Origin of the sequence: Pseudomonas sp. 31 R 17 (assembly GCF_900004915.1) — a bacterium.
Classification (GTDB): Bacteria; Pseudomonadota; Gammaproteobacteria; order Pseudomonadales; family Pseudomonadaceae; genus Aquipseudomonas; species Aquipseudomonas orientalis_A.
This window is the reverse complement of sequence record NZ_CVTN01000042.1, coordinates 14,826-34,637: the sequence shown is the minus strand read 5'-3', so window position 1 is coordinate 34,637 and position 19,812 is coordinate 14,826. Positions and strand designations below refer to the sequence as shown.

General features: G+C 60.3%; 13 protein-coding genes. 7 read left to right on the top strand and 6 right to left on the bottom strand.

Annotated elements, in window-relative coordinates:
* The first annotated feature begins 116 nt into the window (after positions 1–116).
* From BFP89_RS04090 to BFP89_RS04080, 3 genes are all read left to right on the top strand, one after another.
* Entirely contained in the window at positions 117–824 is a 708-nt protein-coding gene (locus BFP89_RS04090; protein ID WP_065884302.1) for an HPP family protein, read from the top strand.
* A gap of 131 nt (positions 825–955) precedes the next feature.
* A complete protein-coding gene (locus BFP89_RS04085; protein ID WP_065884301.1) occupies positions 956–2,059 on the top strand; it encodes an enoyl-CoA hydratase/isomerase family protein in 1,104 nt (367 codons plus the stop codon).
* 3 nt (positions 2,060–2,062) lie between these two features.
* Positions 2,063–3,214: an acyl-CoA dehydrogenase family protein gene (locus tag BFP89_RS04080; RefSeq protein ID WP_065884300.1), complete on the top strand. Its 1,152-nt coding sequence runs from the start codon at positions 2,063–2,065 to the stop codon at positions 3,212–3,214.
* Positions 3,215–4,265: 1,051 nt separating this feature from the next.
* Here BFP89_RS04080 and BFP89_RS04075 read toward each other — a convergent pair.
* The 5 genes from BFP89_RS04075 to BFP89_RS04055 are packed head-to-tail and all read right to left on the bottom strand — an operon-like array spanning position 4,266 to position 9,824.
* Positions 4,266–5,039, bottom strand: coding sequence for an enoyl-CoA hydratase (locus tag BFP89_RS04075; protein WP_065884299.1), 774 nt, complete (start codon positions 5,037–5,039; stop codon positions 4,266–4,268).
* 11 nt (positions 5,040–5,050) lie between these two features.
* Positions 5,051–6,178, bottom strand: coding sequence for an acyl-CoA dehydrogenase (locus tag BFP89_RS04070; RefSeq protein ID WP_065884298.1), 1,128 nt, complete (start codon positions 6,176–6,178; stop codon positions 5,051–5,053).
* Positions 6,179–6,187: 9 nt separating this feature from the next.
* Positions 6,188–7,372, bottom strand: a complete 1,185-nt coding sequence (locus tag BFP89_RS04065) for an acetyl-CoA C-acyltransferase (protein ID WP_065884297.1) — start codon at positions 7,370–7,372, stop codon at positions 6,188–6,190.
* A 13-nt stretch (positions 7,373–7,385) separates the two neighbouring features.
* Entirely contained in the window at positions 7,386–8,153 is a 768-nt protein-coding gene (locus tag BFP89_RS04060; RefSeq protein WP_065884296.1) for an SDR family NAD(P)-dependent oxidoreductase, read from the bottom strand.
* 21 nt (positions 8,154–8,174) lie between these two features.
* The gene (locus BFP89_RS04055; RefSeq protein ID WP_065884295.1) at positions 8,175–9,824 is read right to left on the bottom strand and encodes an AMP-binding protein; all 1,650 of its coding nucleotides are present in this window, start codon (positions 9,822–9,824) and stop codon (positions 8,175–8,177) included.
* Between the two features lie 204 nt (positions 9,825–10,028).
* On the opposite strand from BFP89_RS04055, the gene BFP89_RS04050 reads away from it, so the two are divergent.
* The 4 genes from BFP89_RS04050 (at position 10,029) to BFP89_RS04035 (ending at position 19,373) form a co-directional block, all read left to right on the top strand.
* Positions 10,029–11,087: a tetratricopeptide repeat protein gene (locus BFP89_RS04050; protein ID WP_065884294.1), complete on the top strand. Its 1,059-nt coding sequence runs from the start codon at positions 10,029–10,031 to the stop codon at positions 11,085–11,087.
* Positions 11,088–11,221: 134 nt separating this feature from the next.
* Entirely contained in the window at positions 11,222–12,724 is a 1,503-nt protein-coding gene (locus tag BFP89_RS04045; protein ID WP_065884293.1) for an ATPase domain-containing protein, read from the top strand.
* A complete protein-coding gene (locus tag BFP89_RS04040) occupies positions 12,721–14,391 on the top strand; it encodes an ATP-binding protein (RefSeq protein ID WP_065884292.1) in 1,671 nt (556 codons plus the stop codon). Before BFP89_RS04045 ends, BFP89_RS04040 begins: the two co-directional genes overlap by 4 nt.
* A 161-nt stretch (positions 14,392–14,552) precedes the next feature.
* Entirely contained in the window at positions 14,553–19,373 is a 4,821-nt protein-coding gene (locus BFP89_RS04035) for a hypothetical protein (protein ID WP_141689032.1), read from the top strand.
* A gap of 24 nt (positions 19,374–19,397) precedes the next feature.
* Here the strand turns inward: BFP89_RS04035 and BFP89_RS04030 are convergent, their stop codons facing one another.
* Positions 19,398–19,775, bottom strand: coding sequence for a response regulator (locus tag BFP89_RS04030; protein ID WP_017528049.1), 378 nt, complete (start codon positions 19,773–19,775; stop codon positions 19,398–19,400).
* Between the last annotated feature and the right edge of the window lie 37 nt (positions 19,776–19,812).

Below are 19,812 nucleotides of genomic sequence, written 5' to 3'. Positions count from 1 at the left end.
TGCAACCCAGTTGGCACACTGCACGCGTTCCTCCCCCAATAACGTTGGAACGTTCAAGGCTTTCCAGGGAAACCAGGCAGGCCTTTTTTTCGCCCCCCGTTTCAGGACCTTTTTCAATGCTCGCTCGCTGGTTACCTGCCGCCATCAATACCCGTCCCGCTGAATGGAGCCGCGCCGCCATCGGCATGGCGTTGGGTGCCCTGTTCAGTGTGTGGGTGTGTGGTCAGGTGTTTGGCATGGACGTCGCCCTGCATCTGCTGGGCCCACTGGGAGCGTCGGCGGTGCTGCTGTTCGCCGTGTCGTCGGGGGCATTGGCGCAACCCTGGTCGATCATGGGCAGTTACCTGTGTGCGGCCGTGGTGGCGCTGCTCGTGGCACGCGTGTTGGGACGCACCCTGGGCAGCGCTTGCCTGGCGGCGGGCATGACCGTTGTGCTGATCTGCTGGCTGCGTTGCCTGCACCCGCCGGCCGGTGGCCTGGCGATGACGCTGGTATTGGCCGACCCGGCCTCCATCGCCCTCGGCTGGCACGAGCTGGCACCGGTCATGCTCGGGGCCGGTGCGCTGCTGACGTGCGCGCTGGCCTACAATAACGCCACCCGCACGCGTTACCCCAAGGCGCCTGCCGCACCGCTGCCGGTGGTGATCGGCAGTACGCCAGCGACCGACCCGGCCATCACGGCGGCCGACCTCAAGCTGGCGCTGGCCGATATGGAGCAGTTCTTCGACGTCGAGCCCACGGCGCTGGAGGAATTGATCCATACCGCCGAAGACCACGCGCGACGCCGCAGCATCGGCGAGGTCCTGGCCGGCCGCGTGGTTTGACGCGCTCTGCATAAATGCAACAACGACCTGCATGATTCCGGGTTGTACGCGGCAAATTTGCGCTGGTACGATCAGGCGATGGTTCGCCCCCGAACATCTTGATAAAGAACAATAAAAGCAGGGAGTTAGTGATGACTGCTCAGGTGTCCCCCGAAGCAAGCCACACCCATATTCAGCAGCAGGAAATACTGAGTGAGGTGCGTAACCATATCGGTTACCTCACCCTCAACCGCCCCGCCGGTTTGAATGCCATCACCCTGGACATGGTGCGGCTGATGACAACGCGGCTACAGGCCTGGGCCGATGACCCGAGGGTCTACGCCGTTGTGCTGCGCGGCTCCGGCGACAAGGCCTTCTGTGCCGGCGGCGATATCCGTTCCCTTTACGACAGCTTCAAGGCCGGCGACACCTTGCATGAAGACTTCTTCGTGGAGGAATACGCACTTGACCTCATCCTCCACCACTACCCAAAACCCGTACTGGCATTGATGGACGGCTTCGTGCTCGGCGGCGGCATGGGCCTGGTGCAAGGCGCCGACCTGCGCGTGGTGACCGAGCGCAGTCGCCTGGCCATGCCGGAAGTGGCCATCGGGTATTTCCCGGATGTGGGTGGCAGCTACTTCCTGCCGCGCATCCCCGGGGAGCTGGGGATCTACCTGGGCGTTACCGGCGTGCAGATCCGTGCGGCGGACGCCCTGTACTGCGGCCTGGCGGATTGGTACCTGGACATCGCCCGACTGACCGAGCTTGCGCAAAGGCTCGATAGCCTGCAATGGCGCGATTCTCCCCTCAAGGACCTGCAAGGCGTGCTCGCCCAACTGGCCGTGCAGCAATTGCCTGATCCGCCGCTGGCGGCCTTGCGCCCGGCGATCGACCATTTCTTCGCCCTGCCGGACGTGCCAAGCATTGTCGAGCAACTGCAGCAAGTCACCGTCGCCGACAGCCACGACTGGGGCCGGGCCACCGCCGACCTGATGCAGACCCGCTCGCCCCTGGCCATGGCTGTCACCCTGCAGATGTTGCGCCGTGGGCGCCACCTGCCGCTGGAACAGTGCTTTGCCCTGGAGCTGCACCTGGACCGCCAGTGGTTCGCCCGTGGCGACCTGATCGAAGGGGTCCGCGCCTTGATCATCGATAAGGACAAAAAACCGCAGTGGAATCCGCCAACGGTGCATGCGCTGGACGCCAGCCATGTCGAAAGCTTCTTCCGTGACTTCGCGCAGATTGAGAAATAAGCCATGCAAGATCTTGAATACACAGAAGAACAAGTGATGATCCGCGACATGGCGCGTGATTTTGCCCGTGGTGAAATCGCACCCCATGCCCAGGCCTGGGAAAAGGCCGGCTGGATCGACGATGCGCTGGTGGCCAAGATGGGCGAGTTGGGCCTGCTCGGTATGGTGGTCCCGGAGGAATGGGGCGGCACTTACGTGGATTACGTCGCCTATGCCCTGGCCGTGGAGGAAATCTCTGCGGGTGATGGTGCTACTGGCGCCTTGATGAGTATCCATAATTCAGTGGGTTGCGGCCCGGTCCTCAACTACGGCACAGACGCACAGAAGCACACCTGGCTGGCCGCTCTCGCCAGTGGCCAGGCCATCGGCTGCTTCTGCCTGACCGAGCCCCAGGCCGGTTCCGAAGCCCACAACCTGCGCACCCGCGCCGAACTGCGCGACGGCCAGTGGGTGATCAATGGTGCCAAGCAGTTCGTCAGCAACGGCAAGCGCGCCCAATTGGCCATTGTGTTTGCCGTGACCGACCCGGAGCTGGGCAAGAAAGGCATTTCGGCGTTCCTGGTGCCCACTGACACCCCGGGATTTGTGGTCGACCGCACTGAACACAAGATGGGCATTCGGGCGTCGGACACCTGCGCCGTCACCTTCAACCAATGCGCGGTGCCCGAAGCCAACCTGCTCGGCGAGCGCGGCAAAGGCCTGGCCATTGCCCTGTCCAACCTGGAGGGAGGCCGTATCGGCATCGCCGCCCAGGCCCTGGGCATCGCGCGGGCCGCCTTTGAAGCGGCCCTGGCCTATGCCCGGGATAGGGTGCAGTTCGACAAAGCGATCATCGAACACCAGAGCGTGGCCAACCTGCTGGCCGATATGCAAACCCAACTGAACGCGGCACGCCTGTTGATCCTGCACGCCGCGCGCCTGCGCAGCGCCGGCAAGCCATGCCTGTCCGAAGCATCCCAGGCCAAGCTGTTCGCCTCGGAAATGGCCGAAAAGGTCTGCTCCAAGGCGATGCAGATTCATGGCGGGTATGGGTATCTGGAAGACTACCCGGTGGAGCGCTACTACCGGGATGCGCGGATCACGCAGATTTACGAAGGCACCAGCGAGATTCAGCGCATGGTCATTGCCAGGGAACTGAAGCACTACCCACTCTGACTGACACACCGTGGGCAAAACTGTGGGAGGGGGCTTGCCCCCGATGGCGGCGGATCAGTCAATATCCTGGTTGACTGTTACACCGCTATCGGGGGCAAGCCCCCTCCCACATTGGATCTGCTGTGTTGTTGAAGTCTGGGTTACCTGCATTGAATATCGGCGCCTGGCCGATCATGCAGAACTACCCGCTCTGCCTGGCACACCGTGGGCAAAACTGTGGGAGGGGGCTTGCCCCCGATGGCGGCGGATCAGTCAATATCCTGGTTGACTGTCACACCGCAATCGGGGGTAAGCCCCCTCCCACATTGGATCTGCTGTGTTGTTGAAGTCTGGATTACCTGCATTGAATATCGGCGCCTGGCCGATCATGCAGAGCTACCCGCTCTGCCTGGCACACCGTGGGCAAAACTGTGGGAGGGGGCTTGCCCCCGATGAAGGCGGATCAGTCAATATCCTGGTTGACTGTCACACTGCAATCGGGGGCAAGCCCCCTCCCACATTTGGATCTGCTGTGTTGTTGAAGTCTGGATTACCTGCATTGAATATCGGCGCCTCGCCGATCATGCAGAACCACCCGCTCTGCCTGGCACACCGCGGGCAAAACTGTGGGAGGGGGCTTGCCCCCGATGGCGGCTGACCAGTCAATATCCTGGTTGACTGTCACACTGCAATCGGGGGCAAGCCCCCTCCCACATTTGGATCTGCTGTGTTGTTGAAGTCTGGATTACCTGCATTGAATATCGGCGCCTGGCCGATCATGCAGAGCTACCCGCTCTGACTGACATACAGGGGGCAAACTGTGGGAGGGGGCAAGCCCCCTCCCACATTTGGATCTGCTGTGTTGTTGAAGTCTGGATTACTTGCATTGAATATCGGCGCCTCGCCGATCATGCAGAACCACCCGCTCTGCCTGGCACACCGTGGGCAAAACTGTGGGAGGGGGCTTGCCCCCGATGGCGGCGGATCAGTCAATATGTTGGCTGACTGTCACACCGCAATCGGGAGCAAGCCCCCTCCCACATTTGGATCTCCATGGAATGTGAGAATCTCGTTATTTGTCCTTGAACGCCGGCGTGCGCTTGGCCACGAACGCTGCCATCCCTTCTTTCTGGTCCTGGGTCGCAAACGCTGCATGGAATACGCGCCGCTCGAAACGTACGCCTTCGGACAGGCTCACTTCAAATGCGCGGTTTACGCTTTCCTTGACCATCATGCTGATCGGCACCGATTTACCGGCGATCAGGGTGGCGACTTTCAACGCTTCGTCCAGCAGTTCGTCGGCGGGCACGATGCGCGCGACGATGCCGCAGCGTTCCGCTTCCACCGCGTCGATGAAGCGCCCGGTCAGGCACATTTCCATGGCCTTGGCCTTGCCCACCGCCCGCGTAAGGCGCTGGGTGCCGCCCATGCCAGGCAGTACGCCAAGGTTGATCTCCGGCTGGCCGAATTTGGCGCCGTCACCGGCCAGAATAAAGTCGCACATCAGGGCCAGTTCGCAGCCGCCACCCAGGGCAAAACCGTTCACGGCGGCAATGATCGGCTTGCGGCGGTTGGCCACGCGGTCGCTGTCGCTGAACAGGTCGTCCAGGTAGATCTGCGGGTAGGTCAGCTCGGCCATTTCCTTGATGTCGGCGCCGGCGGCGAAGGCTTTCTTCGAGCCGGTCAGCACGATGCAGCCGATCTGCGGGTCGGCTTCCAGGCCATCCAGCGCCTGGTTCAACTCACTGACCAGTTGGGCGTTCAAGGCGTTCAGCGCCTGCGGGCGGTTGAGGGTAATCAGCCCGACGCGGCCCTGGACTTCGAGCAAAATGGTTTCGTAACTCATGTATCGGCTCCTTAAAGATTGCGTGAGATGACCATACGCTGGATATCGCTGGTGCCTTCGTAAATCTGGCAGACCCGCACATCGCGGTAGATCCGCTCCAGGGGGAAGTCGCTCAGGTAACCGTAACCGCCCAGGGTTTGCAAGGCGGCGGAGCAGACTTTCTCGGCCATTTCTGACGCGAACAGCTTGGCCATGGACGCCTCGACCAGGGCTGGCTTGCCGCTGTCGCGCAGAGCCGCCGCGTAATGCACCATCTGCCGGGCAACGGCAATCTGCGTGGCCATGTCCGCCAGGCGAAAGGCGACGGCCTGATGGTCGATCAGGGCCTTGCCGAAGCTTTCACGCTCACGGGCGTAATCACGGGCCGCTTCAAACGCCGCACGGGCCATGCCCACCGATTGCGCGGCAATGCCTACGCGCCCGCCCTCAAGGTTGGCCAGGGCGATCCGGTAGCCCTCGCCCTCCTCGCCCAGGCGGTTGGCGAGCGGTACCTTGAGGTCTTCAAACAGGATCTGGCAGGTATCCGAGGCGTGCTGCCCCAGCTTGTCCTCGACCCGCGCCACGCTGTAGCCCGGCGAATCGGTGGGCACGATAAACGCACTGATGCCGCGCTTGCCCGCCGCCGGGTCGGTGACCGCAAACACAATCACCACGCCGGCGTTCTGCCCCGAGGTGATGAATTGTTTGCAGCCGTTGAGCACGTAATGATCACCCTCAAGGCGTGCGCGGGTTTTAAGACTGCTGGCGTCGGAGCCGGCCTGGGGTTCGGTCAACGCAAAAGCGCCAAGCATCGCCCCGCTGGCCAGGGGCTTGAGGAACTGTTCTTTCTGCTGGTCATTGCCGAACTTGAGGATCGGCACGCAGCCCACCGAGTTGTGCACGCTCATGATGGTCGAGCAGGCGCCATCGCCGGCGGCGATTTCTTCCAGGGCCATGGCGTAGGCCAGGTAACCGGTGTCGCAGCCACCCCATTGTTCCGGCACCAGCATGCCGAAAAAGCCCAGTTCGGCCATCTCACCGATGGCCTCCCGGGGAAAGCGATGGTCGCGGTCCCATTCGGCGGCGAACGGTTTCAAGCGTTCCTGGGCAAATTGCCGGGCCGCGTCGCTGATTTGCAGTTGTTCGTCATTAGGCAGCATGGTCAGTCCTTAATACAGGCATTCAACGGCCATGGCCGTGGCTTCACCGCCGCCGATGCAGATCGCCGCAACGCCGCGCTTGAGGCCTTTCTGGCGCAGGGCCGAGAGCAGCGTCACCAGGATGCGTGCACCCGAGGCACCGATCGGATGGCCCAGGGCACAGGCGCCGCCGTGCACGTTGACCTTGTCGTGGGGAATCTCCAGTTTGCTCATGGTGACCAGGCTGACCACCGCGAACGCTTCGTTGATCTCGAACAAGTCGACATCCTCCAGGCTCCAGCCGGTTTTGCCCATCAACTTGCGGATCGCCCCAACAGGCGCGACCGGAAACAGCCCCGGTTCATCGGCAAACGCCGCATGCCCATGAATCACCGCCAGGGGTTTGAGGCCGCGCTTGCTTGCCTCGGATTCGCGCATCAGCAACAGCGCCGCCGCGCCATCGGAGATCGAGCTGGAGTTGGCTGCGGTGACCGTGCCGCCTTCGCGGAACGCCGGTTTCAGGCTGGCGATCTTGTCCAGCCTGGCCTTGGGTGGTTGTTCGTCATGCAGGATGGTTCTCTGCTCTTTGCCGACAGTGACCTGCACCGGGACGATTTCAGCGGCAAAACTGCCGTGGGTGATGGCTTCCTGCGCACGCGTCAGGGAGGCAATCGCAAAGGCGTCCTGGGCTTGGCGGGTAAACCCGTTGTGCTCGGCGCAGTCTTCGGCAAAGGTGCCCATCAGGCGGCCCTTGTCGTAGGCGTCTTCCAGGCCGTCGAGGAACATGTGGTCGAGGACCTTGCCGTGCCCCATGCGATAGCCGCTGCGGGCGCGGTCGAGCAGGTACGGCGCGTTGGACATGCTCTCCATGCCGCCGGCGATCACCACGTCGACACTGCCGGCGCGCAAGGCATCGTGAGCCATGATCGTCGCTTGCATGCCCGAGCCGCACATCTTGTTGAGCGTGGTGCAACGGGTGGATTTGTCCAGCCCGGCGCCCAACGCTGCCTGGCGTGCCGGTGCCTGGCCGAGACCTGCGGGCAGTACACAACCAAACAACACTTCGTCGACGGCGTCGGTGGCGATACCGGCGCGCTCGACCGCCGCACGAATCGCGGCGGCACCCAGTTGCGGTGCGGTCAAGCCCTTGAGGTCGCCCTGGAACCCGCCCATGGGCGTGCGCACGGCGCTGACAATAACGATAGGGTCATTCATGAATGATGCCTCCTTACCTGGCTGCCATGCGCAAGGCGCCGTCGAGACGGATCACCTCGCCATTGAGCATGCTGTTTTCAATGATATGCCGCACCAGGGCCGCATATTCGACGGGTTTGCCCAGGCGTGGCGGGAACGGCACGCCGGCGGCCAGGGCCTCGCGTACCTGCGGGGTCATGCCGGCCATCATCGGGGTTTCAAAGATGCCGGGGGCGATGGTCATCACGCGGATACCGAAACGTGCCAATTCGCGCGCGGCCGGCAAGGTGAGACTGGCAATCGCGCCCTTGGAGGCGGCATACGCGGCCTGGCCGATCTGCCCGTCGAACGCCGCCACCGAGGCGGTATTGATGATGACGCCGCGTTCGCCATCGGCATCCGCGTCGGTTTCAGCGATGGCCGCAGCGGCCAGGCGCAACAGGTTGAAGCTGCCGATCAGGTTGACGTTGATCACCTGGGCAAAACTGGCCAGGGCGTGTGGGCCGTCCTTGCCGAGAATCTTCTCGCCACGCACCACACCGGCGCAGTTGACCAGCCCGTGCAAACCACCAAAGGCGGCAACCGTGGCGTGGACGGCGGCTTCCGCCGCCGCTTCCTGACTGATGTCCGCCACGGCGCTGCGGGCGTTGTCGCCAAGCTGGCTGGCCTTGGCGGCAACGGCGTCGGCGTTGAGGTCCACCAGCATGACCCTGGCGCCCGCCGCGATCAGCATGTCAGCGGTGGCCGCGCCGAGACCGGAAGCGCCGCCGCTGACCAGGAATACCTTGTTTTCAATCTGCATCACTGTTTCCTTTTGAAAGGGTCACGCCACGGCCGCCTGGGCCTTGGCGATTTCCTGATTACGCAAGATGAAGCGTTGCAGTTTGCCGCTGGGGGTCTTGGGCAAGTCGCTGACGAATTCGATTTCCCGCGGATACGCATGGGCCGCCAGGCGCTGGCGTACATGCAGGCGCAATTCTTCGGCGAGCTCCGGGGTGGCGCGGTATTGCTCGTTGATCACCACAAAGGCTTTCACCAGCTCGGTGCGCTCCGGGCAGGGTTTGCCGACCACGGCGGCTTCGATCACGGCCGGGTGTTCGACCAGCGCGCTTTCCACGTCGAACGGCCCCACGCGGTAGCCGGAGGTGGTAATCACGTCGTCACTGCGCCCGACAAAACTGATACTGCCGTCCGGGTTGAGCTCCACGGTATCGCCACTGAGGTAATACTTGCCGACAAAGGCTTTGGTTTTCACACCGTCGTAGCCTGCGAACCAGCACATCGGCGATTGCTCGCGGTCGATGGCTAGAATGCCGGGCTGACCGGCAGGCAATTCCTGGTGGTTGTCATCCAGTACCACGATGCGATGCCCGGGCGAAGCGAACCCCGCCGCGCCGACATGCACCGGATGCGCCAGGCCGTGGTGATTGCACAGCACCATGCCCAGCTCGGTTTGCCCGTAGTGGTCGTGAATGGTCACGCCGAGGTTGTCGGCGAACCAGCGAATCACCTCGGGGTTCAAGGGCTCGCCGGCGCTGCTGACGATGCGCAACCGGCCCTTGATCGAACGGGCGAACTGCTCGCCGCCGGCAATCAATAGGCGATACGCGGTGGGCGAACCGGTCAGGTTGGTGATGCCGTACTTGTTGATGACCCGGCAGGTGCTTTCCAGGGTGAAGGGGCCATCGTAGAAGGTAATCGGATGCCCCATGGACAGCGGCCCGGTCACGCCAAAATAGATGCCGTAGGCCCAGCCCGGATCGGCCACGTTCCAGAATGCGTCTTCGGGGCGCAGGTCCACCGCGTCGCGGGTATAGGCCTGGAATGCGACAATCGCCTTGAGCGGTACCGACAGGGCTTTGGACGGCCCGGTGGTGCCTGAGGTGAACATCAGCAAAAAGGGCTCGTCCGCCCCCAGCAGTACGGGCTCGCAGGTATTGGAATAATGGGGCAGTTCGGCCCAGAAGCTGAAATCGCCGCGCACCAGGCCTTCGCCTTTGGCGCCGGTGACCGTCACGATGGTCGGGCAGCCCTCCACGTCCGCGAGCTTGGGTCGATTCACCGCATCGGTGACCACCAGGGCGGCGCCGGAACTGTTCAGGCGATGCTCGATGGCCTTGGGCCCGAATGCGGTGAACAAGGGTTGATAGACCGCGCCGATACGCCAGGTGGCCAGGACCACCACCAGCAGTTCGGCCGTGCGCGGCAACAAGCCGGCGACTTTGTCACCGCGCTTGATGCCCTGCCCCAGCAGGAAATTGGCAAAGCGTGCGGCCTGGTCCTGCAAATCGGTAAAGGTGACCGTGGCGCTGCGCCCGTCCTTGCCCTCCCAGAACAGCGCAATACGCCCGGGCAGTGCGTGACGGTCACAGCATTCCACACAGGCGTTGAGGGCCTGCAGGTTGCCGGCCAGCGTCATGTCGACGGTGTGCTGGTAATCGAATTCGGTGGTGGCGGCCAGGTAATCACGCATCGCTTCGGTTCCTTGTGTGTTTTTGTTTTAAGGACACTTCCAAACCAGGTCAATCGCCTGCAAATAGTCGCTCCACAGCGCTGCCACCAGCAATGGTCAAAGCCGCCAACATGGCTGACTGGTTTGGCCAATCCGGTTTGACACTCGCCGTGCACTGGCCGAAGCTTGCGACTTTGTACCCGTACCCTGCCTTCGGACGCCTGCATGTCAAAGTCACGCCGTTACTCCATCATCGGCCTGTGCGCCCTGTTGTCGATTGTATTGATCACCTGGTTTTTCTCGCGCACAACGCCCGTGACCGCGCCCCCGGCGATTGCCCAGGGTTATTCCAAGGCCTTGAAGCAGGCGCGCAATGGCGAGCCGGGGGCGGCGCGGGTGTTGTATCAACAGCTGGGGCGGCCGGACCTGTCACCTGAACGGCGCGCCGCGCTGCATGCCGAGCTCCCCAACTACCCCAGCCCCCAAGCGCTGAAGCTGGCGGATAAAGACCTGGCTGATGCCTCGCCCGTGGTGCGCGAAGCGGCGATCCACAGCATTGTCGGCCTGGTGCCGAGCGGCCAGCGCACCTTGCTGCTCGGGCCGGTGCTGGAGGACCCCGAACAGCACGTGCGCTTTGCCGCCGCCAACGCCCTGCTCGGCCTGTCGCCGGATACGTTGGGCCTGTATTTTGGCCCGCTGCAGCAAGTGCTCGACGAATTCGCCAAAACCCTCAAGGCCCGGCCCGAGACCGCCGAAGGCTGGATTCAATTGGCGCGTCTGTATATCCACAGCGCCCTGCTGGCGGATGCGCAACATGCGCTGCAGCAGGCCATGCGTTTGCAACCGGACAACCTGCAAGCGGTGGTGGCGCAGATCGAGCTGCTGGATAAACAGGGCAAGACCGACGAATCGCGCCAGCTGCTGGCGCAGCAGTTGGCGGCGCACCCTGAGTCGGCCTACCTGCAACACGCCCTGGGTATGTGGCTGCTGCACCATGGCGAGCGCCCCTATGCCTTGCTCGGTCTGTCCAAGGCGGTAGAGCTTGAGCCGGACAATCAGGATTACCGCTTCGACCTGGCCACCACGTTGCACGATCAGGACGAGCTTGAGGCGGCCCAGCGGCAGTTGGAAGACATCGTCCAGCGCCACCCGGCCAATCGAAAAGCGCGTGTGTTGCTGGTCAATTACTGGAAAGAAAGCGGCCAATTGCAGAACGTCCAGGTACTGCTGGCACAGCTGGAGCAGCAGAATCCGGATGATCCGGCGCTGCAACAGGGGCTGTGATGGCCCTGCAAAAACCTGTAAAAATTGGCAGGTTGCTCACAAATAACTTTGAACCGCTACAGGCCAGCAGGGTCAAGTGAATATGACGCGTCCAACGGCGCGCACCCAATTCGTACGTGACCTGAGGGCACTTCTTGTCTACATCAACTTCGCTCTTAAGTGAAAAGGCAGCCACCGGCATCGATGGTCTTGATGACATTCTTTCCGGGGGCCTCTCACGCAGCCATTTGTTTTTGCTGGAAGGCGAGCCTGGCACGGGCAAAACCACGGTCGCCCTGCACTTTTTGCAGGCCGGCGCGAAAAACGGTGAAAAGTCGCTGTATATCACTTTGTCCGAAACCGAACGTGAGCTGCGACAGGGTGCCAAGTCTCATGGCTGGGACCTGGACGACAACATTCATATCTTCGAGTTGACCCCGCCGGAAAGCCTGCTCAACGCCGAGCATCAGCAGAGCCTGCTGTACTCCTCGGACCTGGAACTGGGCGAAGCCACGCGGCAGATTTTCGAAGTGGTCGAACGCGTCAAGCCCACCCGCGTGGTGGTCGACAGCCTGTCGGAGATCCGCCTGCTGGCGCAAAGCTCCCTGCGCTATCGCCGGCAGATTCTGGCGATCAAGCACTACTTCGTGCGCTATGACGCCACGGTGCTGCTGCTCGACGACCTGACCACCGAATCCCTCGACAAAACCGTGCACAGCGTGGCCCATGGCGTGATTCGCCTGGAAGAACTGACGCCCAGCTACGGTGCTGAACGTCGCCGTGTGCGGGTAGTGAAGTACCGGGGACAGAAATACCGTGGCGGCTTTCATGACTTCACGATCATGGGCGACGGTGTGCACGTGTTCCCACGCCTGGTGGCGGCCGAACATCGCGGTGGCTACACGCGCCAGACCATGAGCAGCGGTATCGCCGAACTCGATGCCTTGATGGGCGGCGGCGTCGAGACCGGCTCCAGCAGCCTGATCCTCGGCCCGGCCGGCACCGGCAAATCGCTGATTTCCATGGTTTTCGCCGCCGCTGCGGTGGCGCGAGGGGAAAAAGCCGCGCTGTTCATCTTTGACGAAGAGATGGGCCTGCTGTTCGAGCGCATGAAGAACATGGGCATCGACCTGGCGGCGCTGCAGGCCACCGGCAACCTGCTGATCGAACAGGTCGACGCGGCCGAGCTGTCGCCTGGTGAATTCTCACACCGGGTACGCCGCTGCGTAGACGAAGGCGGCATCAAGACCGTGGTGATCGACAGTATCAACGGCTACCAGGCGGCGATGCCGGAAGAGAACGCACTGATCCTGCATATGCACGAACTGCTGCTGTACCTCAACCGGCGTGGCGCTGCGACCTTCATGACCGTCGCCCAGCATGGCCTGGTCGGCGATATGCAGACCCCGGTAGACATCACTTACCTGGCCGATACCGTGATCCTGCTGCGCTACTTCGAAGCGCTGGGCAAGGTGCGCCGGGCCATTTCCATTATCAAGAAGCGCACCGGTACCCACGAATCGACGATTCGCGAATACCGCATCAGCAGCAATGGCATGACGGTCGGCGAACCGCTGGATAACTTCCAGGGCGTGCTGCGCGGCATTCCGATCTACATGGGCGCCGGCTCGCCTCTGCTCAAGGAAGAGGGAGTGTGACGTCCCTGTCCCCGGTGTTTGAACGCGCCATTATCCTCGCGCCTTTGGGCCGCGACAGCTCGTTGGCGCTGATGATGCTCAATGAAGCCGGCTACCAGGGTATGGTCGTCGGCAATCTCATCGATTTGTGCGAAGCGTTGAACGAAGGTGCCGGCCTGCTCATTGTGGCGGCTGAAGCCTTGCGTGGCGTGGACCTGGAACCCCTGCTGGAGTACCTGCACCAGCAACCTGCCTGGTCCGACCTGCCGATCGTGCTGATGACCCATCACGGCGGCAGCGAGCAAAACGGCTCGTCGCACCTGAGTGGGTTGCTGGGCAACGTCACCTTCCTTGAACGCCCGTTCCATCCTGTGACTCTGATCAGCCTGGTCAGTACCGCCCTGCGCGGGCGGCGGCGGCAGTACGAAGCACGGGACCGCCTGCTCGACCTGAGTGCCAGTGAGTTGCGCCTGCAACGCACCCTGGAGTCCCTCGAGCAGCAGGTGGAAGAGCGTACCGCGCAACTGCGCAGCAATGAAGAAGCCTTGCGCCAGTCGCAGAAAATGGAGGCCGTCGGCCAATTGACCGGCGGCATCGCCCATGACTTCAACAACATGCTGACCGGCATCATCGGCAGCCTGGAATTGCTGCGAAGGCGTGTAGCGCGGGGCAAGCTGGACGATCTGGACAGCCTGATCGACCTGGGTGTCACCTCGGCCAACCGTGCCGCCGGCCTCACCCACCGCCTGCTGGCGTTCTCGCGCAGGCAGTCGCTGGACCCGAAACCCGTGGAGATCAATCAGCTGGTCAGCTCCATGGGCGAATTGCTGCAACGCAGCATCAATGAAAGCATCTCCCTGCAAATGCGCCTCAGCGACAGCCTGTGGACGGCCGAGGCCGACCCCAATCAACTGGAAAGCGCCCTGCTCAACCTGGTGATCAATGCACGTGACGCCATGCCCGGCGGCGGTATCCTTACCGTTGAAACCACCAACCGCCACCTCGACAGCGTATTCACCGCCGCCTATGGCACCTTGAGCCCTGGCGATTACGTGGAGTTGAGTGTCAGTGACAACGGTTGCGGCATTCCTGAAAGCGTCATGGGCCGGGTGTTCGACCCGTTCTTTACCACCAAGCCCATCGGCCAGGGCACCGGCCTCGGGCTGTCGATGATCTATGGGTTTGCCCGTCAATCCCGTGGGCACGTCACCCTGCACAGCGAAGTCGGTACAGGCACTACTGTCAGCCTGTTCCTGCCCCGCTTTGTGGGAGAGGTCGTCGCTGACGCCGTGGTAAACCCGGCCATGCTGCCCTTCGCCAATGACGGTGAAACGGTGCTGATCGTTGAAGATGACCCGGCTGTCCGGGTGCTGGTCAGCGCCGTACTGAAAGAGTTGGGCTATGCCTTTGTCGAAGCCGGTGACGCCACCACTGCGGTGCCGATCATCGAGTCGGAGCAGCGTATCGACCTGCTGATCAGTGATGTCGGGCTGCCCGGCATGAATGGCCGGCAGCTGGCGGAAATCGGTCGGCAGATCCGCCCTGATCTCAAGGTGCTGTTCATCACCGGTTATGCGGAGCATGCAGCCGTACGTGGAGGGTTCCTGGACCCGGGAATGCAGTTGATTACCAAGCCCTTTACCTTCGATTTGCTGACCGCCAAGGTGCGAGAGATGATTCGGGCGTGACGGCCTGAACCTGCTGCGGTGCAAGGTCGCCTGCTTCGTACGATTTACTTACGCAAAGTTGAGGCAAAATTGGAATCGAGCTGACGTTCAGGACACCAAGAGACTACGCCTGCCCTGCAGAAAAGGCCTGGCTATTCTCTGGATTCCGAGCGAGGCCCTTGATGACGCTGACTGTAGATCGCACTAATCCGAACGTCGTCTCCCCATCTTCAAACGAAAACCAACCCGTTGCTACCCCACTCTCCTCCCGGAGAGCGCCGAGCGACCAATCGGCGCAAGCCAGAGGCGACGCTGAGCTTGCTCTCCTGTACGCCGACGGTTTAGTGCGAGGTGCGCAGCCAGGTCGGCCTTATCCAGGGCCCAGTATGATTGGGCCAATACCGCTGCAGTCGACATATGGCCAATATCGTCAACAGCTCAAGGCGCTTCTTGATGGCCCGGACTTTACGAGCTGGGCGAAAGCGCAAAATGTCGATTTGTCCAAGCCCATCAAGCTATTGCCACCGAGAGGAGGCAAACCTGGCTACGCGGTCCTGAGTGTCAAGTCTGTACCGACCGCCTCCGGCGGAATCGCAGGCACTGCGCGCAGGCGGCTGGCGCTGGAGTCTTCGCTGAAATATTTCGGGGAATCCACGCTAACACATGTACATACGCTGCCTCTGTCTTGGCCGCTCATCATGCAAGCTACCGAGCAGCTGGCGAATGGCGCTTTTTACGTCAACGTGGATAACGGACACTCAGCCGACTTATCTGCAGTGGCCAGCTTCTACGGAGAAACCGTTCCTGCCACCCGGGAGAGCGCCGCCGAGCGTGCTGACCAGCTAAGGCAAAGTAATGCCTTCGGCGAGGCGGTACACCGTCGACTCAACGCTGACGACGTCTTGGAGAGTCAGAAACAAGCGGCGGATATCAATAATCTGTACGTGTTTCGTAATGCACCTGATGGAAAATTCCTCGAAAACTTCGAGGATGACCACGCACGCGCGGAGCGCGACACCCGGTTACCGAAGTCCCACATCAATTACCGTAATCCGACGCAGCACAAAGAGCGTATCAAGAGGCTCTTGGCGCAAAGCCTCCGGGAAACCATGATGCCGATCGATTACAAGTCTTCCTATCGGCAGGAAAATGGCTTGGAGCCTGGCGAAAAAGTCAGTCTGATGCGTTTTATTGCAGACAACGGCTGGCCAGTGCCTGCCAGCCTCAAAGAATTCAAGGATCTTGGGATCAACGTGACCGCTGCGGTGCCAGCCACCCCGTCACACGGTAATTTCAGCGGCGCACTGTCCTGGCCGGTTCCGTTAAGCCAACAGGATCAGGCAAAGCTTTATTTCCATCCTCTACAGATATTGCCAGGGGTCGAGGAACATGGGCTTTTCAACGTACTGACGCGTAACCAGACCTGGGATAAAACCACACTGTCGCAGCCTCGCCGGATCCTTGAAAGCATCCTATCGTCACGCTTGGGCAAGGCGATCGGCGAGCAATTGCAACGGGAATTCGGGGCGCTCACGACGCCCGACTCAAGCGCCGACTGGTTGCTCGCCGCGCTTCACGCTTCGCTCGACGAAGCGTCCATCGTGAACGGGACAGGCACGCGCAATACGGTGGCAGGCTTGCAATTGGATGAACCGGCGTACTACGGCGTGCCGATTTGCGAAATGGTCGGGAAGTTAGCTGCGCACCTGCAGGTTCAGGGCAAAGCAAGCGGTGAATGCGCGCGAGCCGCAGCGCATTGTCTGTTGTCACGGCGGGCGCCGGCTTATCTGGTTAACGATATCCCTGCCCGCGTCACGTCCAGCTGCCACTCCTGGGTCAGTCTTCAGGTCGCTGTAGCGCGGTTGGAATTCAAGGCTCCCGGCTCGACTGCCTTGATGAGCTACGGCCAGGTGATGAGCCTGGCGACCTCGCCCCCCAACAGCCTGGAAGAGCAGGCCATCGAATATCGAGCTCAAACCAATGCGCTGAAAGACTGGGGCGTCGCCCAAGGCCTGATTCCTGTAAATCCCCAGGACCAATACACCACAGTCCAGATGGACGCAGTGCGCTTGGCGTTTGCCGAGATGATGAAAGAGATAGGCAGTGCATCGACAACCTTGGCCGCCCCCATGCCTTTACGACATGAGATGGCCAAGGAGAATTTGCGCCAGGAGTATGGCGACAATATTGACTACGAACTTGAATGTTTCTATTCCACCAAAGATGACAAGGGGTTTCACTCGCTGATAGATCTTTACCTGAGACGCGGCACCGGTGGGGATCTTGTCGCAGGTTGGTCGTCAAAGGATGCGCGACTGCCCACGAGCCTGATACACCGCGCCAATGACTTGCCGCCGATCAACCTTATGTTCGATCAGGTATTCGACGATTACGCAAAAGATATGGACAAGGCCACTGCTGTACAAGTGAAGCACCTCATTGCCACACTGCCGCTTCAAGATCGAAAAATCATTGAGGTTGGCAAACTCGCTATATTCAAGGACATCGAGATCACCATTGGCAATTATGGCAGCGTCACGAAAGTGCAATTACCTGGCAAGCAAGCAGTAATGTTACGCGTCGTGTGCAACGGGCAGCGATATACCTACGAAGTTGACCTTGCGCAAAACAGGATCACGCAGCGGCAAGATCTGAACGACGCAACGCCAGGGCTCACGAGGGACCGCCAGAGTATGCGCGCGGGACATACTTATCATGAATATCCAACCGTCACGCCCACGGGTAACTTTGCAGCTACGGTCACCCACGAAAAACCCGCCATCGAATCGATCCCTGACAGCTTTGCCAGCGAGCGCTCAGCCTACATCGCTGCCGCATTGGTGAAAAACGCAAATATTCAAGGTTTGAAAACGCAAGCCAAAGGACTGTCAACGTTTGAAAGCAGGCAGCACTTTTATCAAAATTTCGCGAACCTCACCCTCAATCTGGTGCCTTTCTACTCTGCCATCAAACACTTTCAGGAAGGAAATATCGTTGACGGGTTGGTGGACCTCGCATTCGATGTGCTTAGTGTTGTGGTCGCCGTGGGGGCCACAGCCAAAGGGATCAAGGCTCTAAAGGCTGGCACGTCAACATTTGCCACTGGCATCAAGACGACGCAGATTGTCGGGCGGGCGGCCGTTGGCGTACTCAACCCGCTGGACGGTATCGGCAGCGCGGCAGCCAGGGCAACCAACCATTTAAAGCGTGGCCTGCTTTTCGAATACAAAATGCTCACCCAGGGCGCGGACGTCGGCGAACTGTTCAAGGGAGTGAAAAACATCGACGCTTCGGCAGTCGGTACGTTCAGATACAACAATGAATTCATGGAGGGACCTTCGGTTTTCAAACACGATAACTGGTACGCCTACAATCCGGTTACCCGCCAGCCTTACGGCCCTCCGCTGAGCGATTTCATTCCTTCCATGCGTTTGAACGGCAAGGCGTTGGATAACTGGACGCGAGCAACCGACCCGGTCAAGCAAATTGATGATGCTGTTGAAACGACCTGGAAGCGTACGGTCGCGAAGTACCGTGACACTGCAGACACGACTGCGTTTGAGCAGGGTTATCAATTTGGCCTGCCATCAAGTGTGCCGGGGCTGAAGGCTTCAACCACGCTTGAAGACTTGATGAAGCTTGCCGCAAGGGACGATATCACCGCCCAGCAAGTCGGGATTCTGGTTAAACGCTACGACGAGATAGCACTCAAGTTTGGGCGACAAGGCTCACGCCGGTTCTTTGATTGCATTGAACCTCACTTCGGCACCTTCCAGCCCATGCCGCAAGTTGTTTATCTCAGCCAGACAGGCCAGTTATCAAGGGGCCAATGTGCCGCGCTTTCGCGCGTTATGGCGAGCGCCGTTGCAGAAGGAAAAGAAGCTCAGTTATTGCAAAACATGATGGACGCCGCCGCTTTCCCCAAGGCTCCCGAGTCGAGGGCATTCATGCAGCGTCTGCACGATCTACAAAAGAAAATCGACCTACCCACCTTGTTTCGAGCAAATCAACCTTTTGAGCAGCGGTCATATCGAAACATGGTCACGCATCTAAGTGAGGCAAGCGCTTCCAAATCCATCATGATCGACTCTCCCGGTCATGCAATGGCCGCGGGCGTAAGAATCGATGACTCTGGAAAGACCTTCTATTTTTATGATCCCAATCATGGTCTGGCAAAATTCTCCAACGCCAAGGCCATGGAGGGGGCATTGCACAAGGTATTCACTGACAAGCAACTGGGCAAACACTATAAAACCCACAGCGTTGACCCGCATAAACTGGAGTTTAAAGTGTTTGACCATAATGATGCCTGGCAGCGCGTCGTCACGGTGCAGAGTTCGCAGATAAAAGCATTTTATGAGGCGCCCATTCTAAATCCAACTACACAACCCATCCGGTATTTGCCACCACCGGTCAATGTAGTGCGTCACCCGATCAAAATAAAACCGCAGGCTACGCCCAATGATGTGCAGGCCATCGTCAATAGCCATGTCAACCTCACCGATGTCGGCGGACATAAAAAAAATATCTATTCAGGCCTGGTCTTTCGTGGAGATATGCGACCGCCGTTGAAAGCCGACGCAGCCGAGGCCGGGATATTTGAAACCGGATTCACTTTACGTACGCCTATCAGTGATGTGCGAGAGGTCAACGGCACTCGAGGCGGGTTTGGCGGAGGGCGTGATGCCCTCGACCCTGACGGGCGTGGGATTTCAACGTCGGTGTATTACGACAACAGTGGCGCCGGTGCTTATTATTATGGTGGGCACAAGGGCGGCCATACGTATCTTGTGGATGGCCGGAATATGGAGGGTTTCCATTTATATGCCAATCGGCATACGGTAGAACATCCAGCAAACAGGGCGGTTAATTTAAGTCCCTGGGAGATAAACTACGGTAGCGATATTCCCGGCCACCGCATCATTGGCGCTTTCGACTCATCCGGCAGTTTTATTTCCAATCCCGGGTATGCCGCGAAACAGGCAAACAAAGTGACAGCCTGATCCCAAGACAGAGGGTACGGGAGATCACGCCAACAGGCGCTGGATATGCTCCTGCAGCGTATCCAGGTCGAACGGCTTGGCCAGAATCGGCGCATTGCGCGTAATCGGGCTGTTGCAGTCGAGGATTTCCTGCGGGTAGCCACTGATAAAGATCACTTTCAACTCCGGCCTCACCTTGAGCGCCGGCTCGGCGATCTGCACGCCGGAAATGCCACCGGGCAGGCGGTAATCCGTGACCATCAGGTCCAGGTGCGGTTTGGTGGCGAGAATTTCAAAGGCTTCTTTGCCATTGACGGCTTTCAATACCCGGTAACCCAGGCCGGCCAGGTATTCACCCAGCACAAACATAATGGATTCGTCGTCTTCGACGATCAGTACGACATCTTGTGCATCTTCACTCATGGGAAGCCTTCGTCCAGTCAGTAGCTGGTGTTACGAC